Source organism: Streptomyces sp. NPDC043878, assembly GCF_056435735.1.
The window spans coordinates 30,250-43,164 of sequence record NZ_JBWKDW010000044.1 but is presented as its reverse complement, the minus strand read 5'-3'; the positions used below and the strand labels follow the sequence as shown (position 1 = coordinate 43,164).

The 12,915-nt window shown below is 72.1% G+C and carries 14 protein-coding genes; 7 read left to right on the top strand and 7 right to left on the bottom strand.

Annotated features, from left to right (window positions below; translation table 11 throughout):
* Positions 1-174: 174 nt before the first annotated feature.
* Positions 175-435 carry a hypothetical protein gene (locus AC07AZ_RS36855; RefSeq protein WP_478855120.1) on the bottom strand — a complete coding sequence of 87 codons (261 nt, stop codon included), beginning with the start codon at positions 433-435 and terminating at the stop codon, positions 175-177.
* Entirely contained in the window at positions 428-1,309 is an 882-nt protein-coding gene (gene mca, locus AC07AZ_RS36850; RefSeq protein ID WP_478855119.1) for a mycothiol conjugate amidase Mca, read from the bottom strand. The genes AC07AZ_RS36855 and mca overlap by 8 nt, the downstream gene beginning before the upstream one ends.
* A 146-nt stretch (positions 1,310-1,455) precedes the next feature.
* Between mca and AC07AZ_RS36845 the strand changes: the two genes are divergently transcribed.
* Both AC07AZ_RS36845 and greA read left to right on the top strand, forming a co-directional pair.
* Positions 1,456-1,854, top strand: a complete 399-nt coding sequence (locus AC07AZ_RS36845; protein WP_478855118.1) for a DUF4307 domain-containing protein — start codon at positions 1,456-1,458, stop codon at positions 1,852-1,854.
* A gap of 168 nt (positions 1,855-2,022) precedes the next feature.
* On the top strand, positions 2,023-2,523 hold the full coding sequence (greA, locus tag AC07AZ_RS36840) for a transcription elongation factor GreA (RefSeq protein ID WP_478855117.1): 501 nt from the start codon (positions 2,023-2,025) through the stop codon (positions 2,521-2,523).
* 57 nt (positions 2,524-2,580) lie between these two features.
* Here the strand turns inward: greA and AC07AZ_RS36835 are convergent, their stop codons facing one another.
* From AC07AZ_RS36835 to ilvA, 3 genes are all read right to left on the bottom strand, one after another.
* Entirely contained in the window at positions 2,581-3,438 is an 858-nt protein-coding gene (locus AC07AZ_RS36835) for an ABC transporter permease (RefSeq protein WP_478855116.1), read from the bottom strand.
* Positions 3,435-4,487 (bottom strand): ATP-binding cassette domain-containing protein, encoded by a 1,053-nt coding sequence (locus AC07AZ_RS36830; RefSeq protein WP_478855115.1) that lies wholly within the window; start codon positions 4,485-4,487, stop codon positions 3,435-3,437. The genes AC07AZ_RS36835 and AC07AZ_RS36830 overlap by 4 nt, the downstream gene beginning before the upstream one ends.
* Positions 4,488-4,661: 174 nt before the next feature.
* Positions 4,662-5,891, bottom strand: a complete 1,230-nt coding sequence (gene ilvA / locus AC07AZ_RS36825) for a threonine ammonia-lyase (RefSeq protein WP_478855114.1) — start codon at positions 5,889-5,891, stop codon at positions 4,662-4,664.
* 163 nt (positions 5,892-6,054) lie between these two features.
* Here ilvA and AC07AZ_RS36820 point away from each other — a divergent pair, with 163 nt between their 5' ends.
* The 3 genes from AC07AZ_RS36820 (at position 6,055) to AC07AZ_RS36810 (ending at position 7,773) form a co-directional block, all read left to right on the top strand.
* Complete coding sequence (locus AC07AZ_RS36820) at positions 6,055-6,576, top strand: MarR family winged helix-turn-helix transcriptional regulator (protein WP_478855123.1); 522 nt, start codon at positions 6,055-6,057, stop codon at positions 6,574-6,576.
* A gap of 463 nt (positions 6,577-7,039) precedes the next feature.
* Positions 7,040-7,528 carry a sigma factor-like helix-turn-helix DNA-binding protein gene (locus AC07AZ_RS36815; RefSeq protein ID WP_478855122.1) on the top strand — a complete coding sequence of 163 codons (489 nt, stop codon included), beginning with the start codon at positions 7,040-7,042 and terminating at the stop codon, positions 7,526-7,528.
* Positions 7,525-7,773, top strand: coding sequence for a hypothetical protein (locus tag AC07AZ_RS36810; RefSeq protein ID WP_478855113.1), 249 nt, complete (start codon positions 7,525-7,527; stop codon positions 7,771-7,773). The genes AC07AZ_RS36815 and AC07AZ_RS36810 overlap by 4 nt, the downstream gene beginning before the upstream one ends.
* Before the next feature lie 207 nt (positions 7,774-7,980).
* On the opposite strand, the gene AC07AZ_RS36805 is transcribed toward AC07AZ_RS36810, so the two are convergent.
* Complete coding sequence (locus AC07AZ_RS36805) at positions 7,981-9,138, bottom strand: cystathionine gamma-synthase (RefSeq protein ID WP_478855112.1); 1,158 nt, start codon at positions 9,136-9,138, stop codon at positions 7,981-7,983.
* A 187-nt stretch (positions 9,139-9,325) separates the two neighbouring features.
* Between AC07AZ_RS36805 and AC07AZ_RS36800 the strand changes: the two genes are divergently transcribed.
* Positions 9,326-10,444, top strand: coding sequence for a hypothetical protein (locus AC07AZ_RS36800; RefSeq protein ID WP_478855111.1), 1,119 nt, complete (start codon positions 9,326-9,328; stop codon positions 10,442-10,444).
* A 315-nt stretch (positions 10,445-10,759) separates the two neighbouring features.
* Positions 10,760-12,265, top strand: a complete 1,506-nt coding sequence (locus AC07AZ_RS36795; protein ID WP_478855110.1) for a M48 family metallopeptidase — start codon at positions 10,760-10,762, stop codon at positions 12,263-12,265.
* Between the two features lie 96 nt (positions 12,266-12,361).
* On the opposite strand, the gene msrA is transcribed toward AC07AZ_RS36795, so the two are convergent.
* Positions 12,362-12,874 carry a peptide-methionine (S)-S-oxide reductase MsrA gene (msrA, locus tag AC07AZ_RS36790; protein WP_478855109.1) on the bottom strand — a complete coding sequence of 171 codons (513 nt, stop codon included), beginning with the start codon at positions 12,872-12,874 and terminating at the stop codon, positions 12,362-12,364.
* Positions 12,875-12,915 lie beyond the last annotated feature (41 nt).

Sequence of the window (12,915 nt, the reverse complement as noted above, 5' to 3'; positions counted from 1 at the left end):
CCCCCCCCCCCCCCCCCCCCCCCCCCCCCCCCCCCCCCCCCCCCCCCCCCCCCCCCCCCCCCCCCCCCCCCCCCCCCCCCCCCCCCCCCCCCACGCCCGGGAGGTGATGGGGGTGGCGGTGCCGGCCGGGCGCTGAGTCGGACCGGCCGGGCGGGGTCCCCGCCGCAGGGCGGTTCAGCCCCGGCGGCCCTCGGGTTCCACGGAGGCGGCCCCGGACGCGGCCCCCGCCTCCGCGTCCCGGTCGGCGGGCTCCTTGAAGTCGACCTTGTTCATGTGCTTGCTCATCGACTTCATCAGGGCCCACACCGCCAGGGCCATCGCCGCGAAGACGATGAAGCCGAGGACGCCGGGGGTGACCTTGTTCTCGTCGACCTCCTTGGCGAGGGGGACGAGGTGCGTCATTGCCAGGCTCGCGCTTGCACTCATGTCAGGCATTGTCGCGGATGCCCGCGAAGAGGTCGTCCTCGGGGAGGGAGGTGTCCACGAGGGACTTCGCGAGCTCGTACTCCTCGGTCGGCCAGACCTCCTTCTGGATGTCCATCGGCACCCGGAACCAGCCGCCGTCGGGGTCGATCTGCGTGGCGTGCGCGATCAGCGCCTTGTCACGGATCTCGAAGAACTCGGCGCACGGGACGTGCGTGGTCAGGGTGCGCTCGGCGCGCTGGAACTCCGCCCACCGCTTGAGCCAGTCCCCGTACGGCGACTCCAGGCCGCGCTGGAGCAGCGCGTTGTGCAGGGCCTCGGTGCGCGGGCGGTTGAAACCCTGGTTGTAGTAGAGCTTCAGCGCCTGGTACGCCGGGCCGAACTCCGCCTCGGGGTACTTCTCGGTGTCCGCCGCGCCCTCGAAGGCCACCATCGAGATCTTGTGGGTCATGATGTGGTCGGGGTGCGGGTAGCCGCCGTTCTCGTCGTACGTGGTGATCACCTGCGGACGGAACGTGCGGATCTGCCGCACCAGCTCGCCGGCCGCCTTGTCGACGTCCTCCAGGGCGAAGCAGCCCTCGGGCAGCGGCGGCAGCGGGTCGCCCTCGGGCAGGCCGGAGTCGACGAAGCCGAGCCACTCCTGCTTGATGCCGAGGATCTCGCGGGCCTCGTCCATCTCCTTCTTGCGTACCTCGTGGATGTGCTCCTCGATGTACTTGTCGCCCTGCAGCTTCGGGTTGAGGATGGAGCCGCGCTCCCCACCGGTGCAGGTCACGACCAGCACGTCCACCCCCTCGGACACGTACTTCGCCATGGTGGCCGCGCCCTTGCTCGACTCGTCGTCGGGGTGGGCGTGCACGGCCATCAGTCGCAGCTGGTCAGTCAAGACTCAATCCTCGTAAGTCGGCGCCCGGTGTGAACGGGTGCGATCGGCGGCTTCTATAGTGACCGAATCGGGGGGCGAATAATTCCGGGGCCGGGTTCTCGGAGCCCCTTCGGGACCCGGGTCCCGCCCCTGCCGAGAGGACGATCATGAGTACGGCGAGCACGCGGCCGCCCGAGGGCCGGTACGGCCGCTCCTCGGACGAGCGCTCGGACCGCGGGCTCAGGATCGTCGGCGCCGTCCTCGCGGTGGCCCTTCTCACGCTGGTCGGCTACTTCGCCTACCACTATGTCGGCCAGAACAAGATCAGTGCGCAGGTCATCACGTTCGACCCCGCGCGGGACGCGGTGAAGGTGCATCTGGAGGTCCGCAAGGACGCCGACGCCGCCGGCTACTGCACGCTGCGGTCCCAGGCGGCGAACGGCGCGGAGGTGGGCCGGGCCGACTTCCACTTCGGCGGGAGCGCCACCCGCATCGACCGGGTCGTCACGCTGCGTACCACCTCGACCGGCACGACGGCCGAGCTGCTGGGCTGCCACTCCGACTGACACCGGCCCCAATACGTGGGCGCTGACCTGCGGCTACGGAGATCTGATGGCTTATGTCCTCCCCCTTCCGCCGCTGAATTGTTAGGCTCGTGGTTTCGCCCTTCCGTGAAGGAACATTCTTCTGGGTAGGGCGATGCTTTGTATCCCCAGTACCTACGAGGAGCACCTGTGACCCAGACCAGCGAGAACGTCACCTGGCTGACCCAGGAGGCGTACAACAAGCTCAAGGACGAGCTTGAGTACCTTACTGGTCCTGCGCGCACGGAGATCGCCGCGAAGATCGCGGCCGCGCGCGAGGAGGGCGACCTGCGTGAGAACGGCGGGTACCACGCGGCCAAGGAGGAGCAGGGCAAGCAGGAGCTCCGTGTGCGCCAGCTGACCCAGCTTCTGGAGAACGCCCAGGTCGGCGAGGCACCCAGCTCGGCGGACGGCACGGTCGCACCCGGCATGGTCGTGACGATCGCCTTCGACGGCGACGAGGACGACACCCTGTCGTTCCTCCTCGCCTCGCGCGAGTACGCCAGTGCCGACATCGAGACCTACTCGCCGCAGTCCCCGCTGGGCACCGGCGTGATCGGCCACAAGGTCGGCGAGGACGCGGAGTACGAGCTGCCCAACGGCAAGCGGGCCTCCGTGAAGATCCTCAGCGCCGAGCCCTACAGCGCCTGAGCCCGGCCGGCACGTCCTTGACAGGCCCTCGGCGTCCCGGTGACGCCGAGGGCTTCGTCATGCGGTGGCGGAGCGGTACTTGCGGACCGACAGGGTTCTGAAGATCAGGATGATCAGGACCGAGTAGATCAGCGAGGCCCACACCGGGTGCACCATGGGCCAGGCGTTCGAGGCGGACTGGCCCGGGTTGGCGAAGAGCACCCGGCATGCCTGGACGGTGGCGCTGAACGGGTTCCACTCGGCGACATGGCGCAGCCACGGGGTCATGTGGCTGGTGTCCACGAACGCGTTGGAGATGAACGTCACCGGGAAGAGCCAGATCAGCCCGCCCGACGTGGCCGCCTCGGGGGTGCGGACGGACAGTCCGATCAGGGCACCGATCCAGGTGAACGCGTAACCGAGCAGGAGCAGCAGGCCGAACGCGCCGAGGACCCGGCCGGCGTTGGTGTCGCCGTCGGACCCGACACGCCAGCCGACCAGGAGGGCGACCACGGCGAGCACGAGCAGCGTCAGCGCGGTCTGCACGAGGTCCGCGAGGGTGCGCCCGGTCAGCACCGCGCCGCGCGCCATGGGCAGCGAGCGGAAGCGGTCGATGAGCCCCTTGTGCATGTCGTCGGCGATGCCCGCGCCGGAGCTCGCGGTGGCGAACGTGACGGTCTGCGCGAAGATGCCCGCCATCAGGAAGTTCTTGTAGGCGGTGGCGCTGCTGCTGCCGCCGATCTGCATGGACCCGCCGAAGACGTAGCTGAACAGCACCACGAACATGATCGGCTGGATGAGCCCGAAGATCACCATCTCCGGGATGCGGGACATCCGGATCAGGTTGCGCTGGGCGACGACCAGCGAGTCGCGCACGGACTGGCTCAGGGCGTTGCCGGGCGCCGCGACGCGCACGGTCTCGGTGCTGGCGCTCACTGGGTTGCCTCCTTCTCGGGCTGGGCGTCCTTGGCCCTGCGCTGGGGGTTCCTGCCCTTGTCCTGGGGGCCGGCGGCGTCGGCCGCCCCGGCGTTCGCCTCGTCCGCCGTCTCGGCCAGGTGGCCGGTGAGGGAGAGGAAGACGTCGTCCAGGGTCGGGCGGCGCAGGCCGATGTCGTCGATCTCGATCCCGCGGGCGTCGAGTTCGCGGATGACCTCGGCCAGCAGCTTGGCGCCTCCGGTGACGGGGACGGTCAGCTTGCGGGTGTGCTCCTCGACGGAGGTCTCGCCCTTGCCGAAACCGGTCAGCACCTCGGAGGCGGTCGCGATGTGGTCGCGCTCGTGCACGACGACCTCGACGCGCTCGCCGCCGGTGCGGGCCTTGAGCTGGTCGGAGGTGCCGCGGGCGATGACCTTGCCGTGGTCGACCACGGCGATGTCGTGCGCGAGGTGGTCGGCCTCCTCCAGGTACTGCGTGGTCAGCAGCAGGGTCGTACCGCCCGACACCAGCTGCTTGATGACCTCCCACAACTGCTGGCGGTTGCGGGGGTCGAGGCCGGTCGTCGGTTCGTCCATGAACATCACGGGCGGGGAGACGACCAGGGCCGCGGCCAGGTCGAGCCGGCGGCGCATGCCCCCGGAGTAGGTCTTCGCGGGCCGGTCGGCGGCGTCGGTGAGGTGGAACTGCTCGAGCAGTTCCTCCGCGCGGGCCTTCGCCGCCTTCGTCTTCATCTGGTAGAGCCGGCCGACCATCTGGATGTTCTCGCGGCCGGTGAGGTACTCGTCGACGGCGGCGAACTGGCCGGACAGGCCGATGGAGCGCCGTACCTCGTTGGGCTGCTTGAGCACGTCGAGGCCGGCGACGACCGCCCTGCCGCTGTCGGGGCGCAGGAGCGTGGTCAGACAGCGGACCGTCGTCGTCTTGCCCGCGCCGTTCGGCCCGAGCAGGCCCAGCACGGTGCCCTCGGGGACGTCGAGGTCGACGCCGTCCAGAGCCCTTACGTCACCGAAGGTCTTGACCAGACCTTCGGCATAGATGGCGCCTGGCATGTGGTTCTCCACGTCGTCGGGGATGGTGTCGTCACAGTTCTTCCGGAACACGGTCGGGGCCGCGGAAGCCGGTCACCACAGGGGAGCCGGAGGGTGACCGCGAACACACCCTAACGCGATGTATCGCGAGTCTCAACGGAGTTTTCCGAACGGGTGACAACCGGGTCCGCGACCTCAGTCGATGACCGTGTAACCCGCCTTGCGCAGCGCCCTGTCGACCTCGGCGCAGTGCGCCGGGCCCTTGGTCTCCAGGTGCAGCTCCACCTCCGCCTCCGTGAGCCCGAGCCGCGGATCGGTGCGGACGTGACCCACATCCAGGACGTTAGCGTCCACCACTGACAACACCCCCAGAAGTGTCGCGAGGGCGCCCGGCCGGTCCGTCAGCCGCAGCCGTACCGCCAGGTAACGGCCCTGCGCGGCCATACCGTGCGTCAGGATGCGCTGCAGCAGCAGCGGATCCACGTTGCCGCCGGACAGGACCGCCACCACCGGCCCCTCGAACGCGCCCGGGTCGCTCAGCAGCGCGGCGACCGGGCTCGCCCCGGCCGGCTCCACGACCTGCTTGGCACGCTCCAGGCACAGCAGCAGCGCGGCGGACAGCTCGTCCTCGCTCACCGTACGGACCTCGTCCACCAGTTCGCCAATGATTTTGAACGGCACGTCGCCCGGTCGCCCCACCCTGATGCCGTCGGCCATGGTCGCCGGGTTCTCGATCGACACCGGCCGACCGGCCGCCAGCGAGGGCGGGTACGCGGCGGCGCCCGCCGCCTGCACCCCGATGATCCGCACGTCCGGCCGCAGCGCCTTCACCGCGACCGCGAGACCGGCCGCGAGCCCGCCCCCGCCGACACCCACGACGATCGTGCGCACCTCGGGACACTGCTCCAGGATCTCCAGGCCGACCGTTCCCTGCCCCGCGATGATGTCGGGGTGGTCGAAGGGGTGGATGAACACCGCGCCCGTCGCGGCCGCGTACTCCTGCGCCGCCATCAGCGTCTCGTCGACCACCTGTCCGTGCAGCCGCACCTCCGCGCCGTACTCCTCGGTGGCACTGATCTTCGGCAGCGGGGCGCCCCGGGGCATGAACACCGTGGACCGCACGCCGAGCAGCGCGGACGCCAGCGCCACACCCTGCGCGTGGTTGCCCGCGCTGGCCGCGACCACGCCGGCGGCCCGCTCCTCGGGCAGCAGCCCGGCGATCCGCACGTAGGCGCCGCGCAGCTTGAACGATCCCGTCCGCTGGAGGTTCTCGCACTTGAGGTGCACCGGCGCGCCCACCAGCCGGGACAGGTGCCGGCTGCCCTCCATCGCGGTCGTCCGCGCCACGCCCCCCAGCATCTTCCGGGCGCCCCGTACGTCGTCGAGGGTGACCGGCGGCAAGGGGTGGGCCGTACGGTAGTTCATGACCCGAGTCTCGCAGTTCACAGACGGCGGCCGCGGCTGTGACCAACCCCCGAGACCGGTTTTCCCGGCGTCGGCACGGCCTGCCCCCCGGCCGCGTACCCTGTCCCCCAACCCAGCACCCCCTTCATGAAGCGAGCCCCCGGCCATGCCCACTACACCTGAAATGTCGATGGACATGACGACCGTCGGCGATCCCGGTCTCCTCGACACGCTGCAGCACGAGGTGGCGGTGTTCGCCCGCCGTGCCGAACAGACCCGGCTCGGCGGCGTCGGACAGGTGCGCAACTCCATGGACCGCGCCGCGTACCTGCTGCTCAACCGCCTCGACAAGGAAGGCCCCATGGGCGTCAAGGCGCTCGCCGCGAGCATGGGGATCGACTCCTCGACGGTCACCCGCCAGGTGGCGCCGCTGGTCGACACCGGCCTCGTCAAGCGCACCTCGCACCCGGAGGACGGGCGGGCCGTGGTGCTCCAGCTGTCCCCGCGCGGCCAGTCGCGACTTGAGGAAGTGCGCTCGTCGAGGCGTCAGTTGATGGCCGAGCTGACCCACGACTGGGCGCCGGAGGAGCGCGAGACGTTCTGCGCGCTCCTCACCCGCTTCAACAGCGCCCTGTCCACCCGGATGGCGGCGGCCCCGGGCCTCACGGGCGCGGACGCGACGGCCGAGGCGGCCGCGCGGTCCTGAGCGGGGACGTCGGCGTCGTTACGGGCCGGCCGTGCGGGGCGGGCGTGCGGGGCGGGCGGGGTGGGCGTGCGGCGGGCGGTGCGGTGCGTGCTCCGCGCGGTGCGTCGGTAGGTACGCGACGGCGGGCGGTGAAGCGGTGGGCACGCGTGTGCGCGTAGTGCGTCGCCAGGCACGCGTGCGCGGGCAGTGCGTCGGTATGTAGTGGGCACGCGCGCGCGGGGCGGAGGTCGCGCAGGGCCGGGGTTCGCGCCGCGCCGGTACGCCCCTCACGCCCGGGCGCGGCTCGTGCGAACACCGCTCGTGTCCACGAGGCTCTTGACCGAAAGGCCACCCCTGGCCTCATATGAGACCGAGGCCCCGGTCGTACCGGCATCCGATGCCGTACGCGGGCGCGGACCGCGTCCACCGGCCGGGCCCGTCCCGTCAGGTCGCCCTCAGGGGAGGCACGGTGCGACAACAGCAGATGTCCGAACGTGCCCGCCGGGCCCGCGAGTGCGAGGCGTTCGTCGCGGGCGCGTCGGGACGGCTCCTGCACACCGCCACCCTGCTCACCGCGGAGGCGGCGGGCGACAACCCGCGCGCGCGGCGCCTGCTGACGCTGGCCCTCGCCCACACGTACGCCTGCTGGGACCGGCTGCGCGGCGAGGACCCGTACGACCGGGCCCGCCAGTATCTGGCCACCCGCTTCGCGCACGGGACCTGGCACCAGTACGGCGCCCTCGGCCGCGGCCGCCCGCACCCGGACAGCCCGCTGGCCGTCCTCACCCCGCAGGAGCGCCTCATCATCGTCCTGAGGCTCTACGAGGGTGTCGCCGAGGAACAGGCCGCGGCCCTGCTGGGACTGCCCGCGGAACGCGTCCACGCGATCTGCGACCGGGCGACGGCCACCCTGCTGCATCCGCCGGCCGGACCCCCGCGCGCGGTGCTGGGGGCGAAGGTGGCCGCGTCGTGAACCGGTCCCAGCGGGAGGCGGAGGCGCGGCGGATCATGGAGGGCACGCAGCCCCTCGTACCGCCCGACCTCTACACCGACGTCGTACGCCGCGGCGGCCGCATGCTGCGCCGCAGGACGGCCGTACGGCGTCTGATGTGGCTGGTGCTGCTCGCCGCGAGCGTGGCCCTCACCGTCTGGGCGCTGACCGCCCAGCCGTGGGTGGAGCCGCCGTCGGAGACGACTCCACCGCTCTCGGGATGGTGAACCGCCGGACGGCGGGACGGCGGGCCGTCGCGGGCGGGTCGACCGCCCACCGGTGACGGCGGGCGGTCCCGAACTGCCGACCGCCCACCGGTGACGGCGGGCGGTCGCACGCGGGTGACCGCCCGCCGGTGCCGGTGCTCGCGCCCGCCGCTGGTGCCGGTGGCGGTGGCGGTGCCGGTGGCCAGCGATGGTGCCGGCCGGAGCCGGCTAGCGGCCGAGCGCCTGCTGGAGGTCCTCCAGCAGGTCCTCGATGTTCTCGATGCCCACGGAGAGGCGGACGAGGTCGGCGGGCACCTCCAGGGCGGAACCGGCCGCCGACGCGTGCGTCATGCGCCCGGGGTGCTCGATCAGGGACTCGACGCCGCCCAGGGACTCGCCCAGCGTGAACACCTTGGCCCGGTTGCAGACCTCGACGGCCGCTTCCTCGCCGCCCTCGACCTGGAAGGAGACCATGCCGCCGAAGGCCCGCATCTGCTTGGCGGCGACCTCGTGACCGGGGTGCTCGGGCAGCCCCGGGTACAGGACGTTCGTCACGCGCGCGTGCCGGGTCAGCATGTCGGCGACCCTGGTGGCGTTCTCACTGTGCCGGTCCATGCGCACCGACAGTGTCTTCGTGCCGCGCAGCACCAGCCAGGAGTCGAAGGGCCCGGCGACCGCGCCCATCGCGTTCTGGTGGTAGGCCAGCTCCTCTCCCAGCTGCGGGTCGCTGACGACCAGGGCGCCGCCGACGACGTCCGAGTGCCCGCCCATGTACTTGGTCAGGGAGTGCACGACGACGTCCGCGCCCAGCGACAGCGGCTGCTGGAGGTACGGCGTGGCGAAGGTGTTGTCGACGACCAGCCGCGCGCCCGCGTCCCGGGAGACCTCGGCGAGCGCGGCGATGTCGGTGATGCCGAGCAGCGGGTTGGAGGGGGTCTCCACCCACACGGCCTTGGTCTTCGGGGTGAGGGCGGCCCGTACGGCGGCGGGGTCGCTGGTGTCGGCGACCGACCACTCCACGCCCCACCGGGAGACGACCTTCGCGAACAGCCGGAACGTGCCGCCGTACGCGTCGTTCGGGATGACCACGTGGTCGCCGGGGCTGAGCAGCGTACGCAGCAGGCAGTCCTCGGCCGCCAGCCCGGACGCGAACGCGAGACCGCGGCGACCGCCCTCCAGGGCGGCCAAGTTCTCTTCCAGTGCGGTCCTGGTCGGGTTGGCGCTACGGCTGTACTCGTAGCCGCCGCGCAGACCGCCGACGCCGTCCTGCTTGTAGGTCGAGACCTGGTAGATCGGCGGGACGACCGCGCCGGTCAGGGGATCGGCGGTGTTGCCCGCGTGGATCGCGAGGGTCTCGAAGTGCTGACTGATGTGCCTGTCGCTCATGAGCACCGAGGGTAATGCGCTCACGGGACCGGTGTCGGACGGCGGGGCACGGGAGGCCCGACGGCCGGGCGGCAGAGGCCGGACGGCGGGGCTCGCCCCGCTCGCGACGGAGGCCGGTGACGCGGGTTGTCCACAGGCCGCGAAGCCGGGTTCGCCAATTGTCGGCGCCGTCTGGTTCGCTTGTGGCATGGAGATTCTGTGGGTCCTGATGGCGCTGGTCATGCTCGGCTTCGTGCTGCTTCCGTTCCTGAGGCGCAGGCGCGGCATGATCGAGCAGGTGTCGCCGGGCCACCCGGACGCCGCGGACCCGGCGAACTACGGATTCGCGCGGCAGGAGGAGCTGGACGTCCGGATGCCCGGCCCCGACCAGGACCTGCTGGACGTCCTGGGAGTGGTGCAGCACACCCAGGACCACCGGGCCGCCGCACAACTCCTCGCGGGCACCGGGAGCGAGGGCGAGCTGCGCTGGCAGCGCGTCCAGGCGTTCGCGGGCGCCGCCTCCCTGGAACTGCGGCAGCGGCCCGGCGGGGTGGGCGAGATTCCCGGCGGCCAGTGGCTGCGGGTGTGGCGGGCCGAGGCCCCCAAGGACGCGGGCGGCGCGGCCGTGCACGCGGAGTTCCTGGTGCAGCAGGCGTGGCGCACCTCGACGCCCGGCACGGACGAGTTCCGGATCATCATGGAGGAGGCGCGCTCGGCGTGCGGCGACGCGGCGCTGCTGGCCCCCGGTGACCCGGTCCCGTACATCATCGAACTGTCGGTGGCCCGCGGACTCGCCTACACCCACGCGGAGTTCGAGCAGCTCTGGCTGAAGATCCTGGACCGGGCGCCGGCCCACATGGGGGCCCATCTGGCCGCGCTGCACTACTGGTGCGAGAAGTGGCACGGTTCGCGCGAGCTGGCGACCTCGTTCGCGGAGGCCGCCGCCGCCCGCGCGCCGCGGGGCTCCCTGCTCGCCGCGATGCCGCTGTTCTCGGTCTTCGAGCACCTGCCCGAGGTGAACCTGGTCAGCAGCTTCTACCAGAGCGAGGTCGTCACCAAGGCGACGCACGGCGCGCTGCACGCCGTCCACTCGGCGCGCTCCGACGATCCCATGCTCGCGCACGTCCGCCACCTGCTGATCTTCTTCCTGGTGCGCTCCGAGCGCTGGGCCGAGGCCATGAACCAGCTGATACACGTCGACGGCCACGTGGGCGCCCTGCCCTGGACCCTGAACGCCGACCCGGCCGGGGAGTTCGCGGTCTACCGCGCGCTCGCGGTGGCGGGCTACGAGGCGAACGGCGGCAGCCCGGCGACGCTCCCGCGGTGACCCGCGCCGCCGCGTTCCCGTCCCACCCCGCCGCCGGTCGTCTCGCCCACCTCGCCCACCTCGTCCACCTCGTCCGTCTCGTCCACCTCGTCCGTCTCGTCCGTCTCGTCCGTCTCGTCCGTCTGCCGACCGCCGACCGCGGTGCGTGTGTTGCTCCGCGGCGGACCGGTCGGTCATACTCCGCCCTCACACCCGTAGTGGTCATGAGCACGCACACCTCGCGCCTCCCGTGACCACCGGGCCCACTCATGCCGACCGACGCTGTTCCGAGTTCTCGCGATCCTCGGATCCGCCCTGTGGGGGGACCTCTGCCCGATGGGGACAACGCTGCGCGCTCTCCGCGCACTCCCGCTGCTCGCCGGCTTCCACCTGGTCGGCGTTCTGCCGCCGGCGCTGCTCGCCACCGGCGACTACCTGCTGTTCCGGCACGCGCCCGGCGCCGTCGCGGCGGTGCTGACGCTGGTCTCCGTACCGCCGGCCTTCCTCCTGGCACGCGGCCTGCTGATGCCGCGCAGTGAGCGGGGCGAGGCGACGGCGGGACTGCCCGTGACGGAGGCCGACCAGCCCGAACTCTGGCGGACCGTGCGGGAACTGGCCGACGGGGTCGGCACCCGCGTTCCCTCCCGCATCCTGCTCACCGCCGAGGTCGACGTCACCGTGACCGAGGCCGCCCGTCTGTTCGGGCTGCTGCCCGGGCCGCTCCGCCTGCGCCTCGGCGTACCGCTGGTGCAGGGCCTGTCGGAGGCGCAGCTGCGGGCGGTCCTCGCGCACGAACTGGGCCACCGCGCCGACGCCGACACGCGTCTCGCCACCGTCACCCTCCGCGGCCGGGCTCACGTCCTGCACACGGTCACACGCATCGAGCAGCGGGCCGGCCGGGCCGCCACGCGCGAGCGGATCCACTCGGCGTACGCGCGGCTCTGCCTGCGGTCCACGCTCGCCCTCTCCCGCCGTCGGGAGTACGCCGCCGACGCCGCCGCCGTCCGGGTCGCCGGCCGGGACGCCACCGCCTCGGCGCTGCGCGAACTCCCGGTACTGGAGGCCGCGTTCGGGTTCTACAGGGTCAACTACGCGATGCTGGGCTCGGGCGCGAAGCTGCTGCCCCCGCGCGGCGAGGTGTTCGGCGGCTTCGGCCGCATGCTCAGCGCCCGCCGGCTTGAGATGGCCGGGCTGCGCGCGGACCTGTCCGTCGAGCCGTCGTCGCCGTACGACTCCCATCCGCCGCTCGCCGACCGCGTCCGCCGGATCGAGGAACTGCCCGACGACGGGCGCACGCACGAGGCCCGGGGCGCTGCCCTCAGCCTGCTGTCCGACCCGGAGCGGATCATGGCCGCCCTGGAGGACACCTGCCTCACGGATGACCTGCGACGTCACGAGCGCGCCCGCGACTGGCAGGAACTGCTCGACCGTGCGATGGCCGCCTCCCTCGCCTCCAGCAGCACGCCCCTTCAACGGGCGCTCGCCCAGTACACCGAGGACCGGCCGACGGTTCCCGCGCTGCTCCGGGTGATAGAGGACGGCGGGCTGTGGCAGCTGGCGAAGCGGCTGCCGGTGTCCGGCCACGCGGTGGACGCGCACGGCCGCGCCTTCCGCGAGTTCGTCCGCCCCACCCTGCACAAGTCCCTCAGCAGCATGGCTCTGGCCGAACTCAGCGCCCGCTCACTGCTGCGCTGGGAGTTCTCCTGGGAACGCGCCGCCGTCCCGCACCTGCCCCCCGCCGCCGACGGCACCCGAACCGACCTCGACGCGGCAGTCGTCTCAGCGGTCGCCGACGCCCCCGACACCGCCCCGCTCCGGGCACTGCTCACCCCCGGCGCGTGAACCGCGCCGGGGGTCGGATCCCACGAGGCGAGACCGGCCCGCCGCGGAGCCGCTGTCAGGCGGTGTCCGCTCGGTGCCTGCCGGGCCGCCTCGCTGTCAGCCCTGCGTACGGGCGGGCAGCCGCCATCCCGGACGGGGGAAGTGGCAGGTGTAGCCGTCCGGGTAACGCAGCAGGTAGTCCTGGTGCTCCGGTTCGGCCTCCCAGAAGGGACCGACCGGCTCCACCTCGGTGACGACCTTGCCCGGCCACAGCCCGGAGGCGTCCACATCCGCGATGGTGTCCTCGGCGATCCGCTTCTGCTCGTCGTCCACGTAGTAGATCGCCGAACGGTAGCTGAGACCGATGTCGTTGCCCTGGCGGTTCTTGGTGCTCGGGTCATGGATCTGGAAGAAGAACTCCAGGATCGCGCGGTAGTCGGTCCGCTCGGGGTCGAAGAGGATCTCGATGGCCTCCGCGTGCGTGCCGTGGTTGCGGTACGTCGCGTTCGGCACGTCACCCCCGGTGTAGCCGACCCGGGTCGCCTCCACTCCCGGGAGCCGGCGGATCAGATCCTCCATCCCCCAGAAGCATCCGCCCGCCAGCACGGCCCTCTGCGTCTGCGCAGCCATCGCGGCCCTCCTCCATATGTCAGCTGGATCATTCGGGCTGC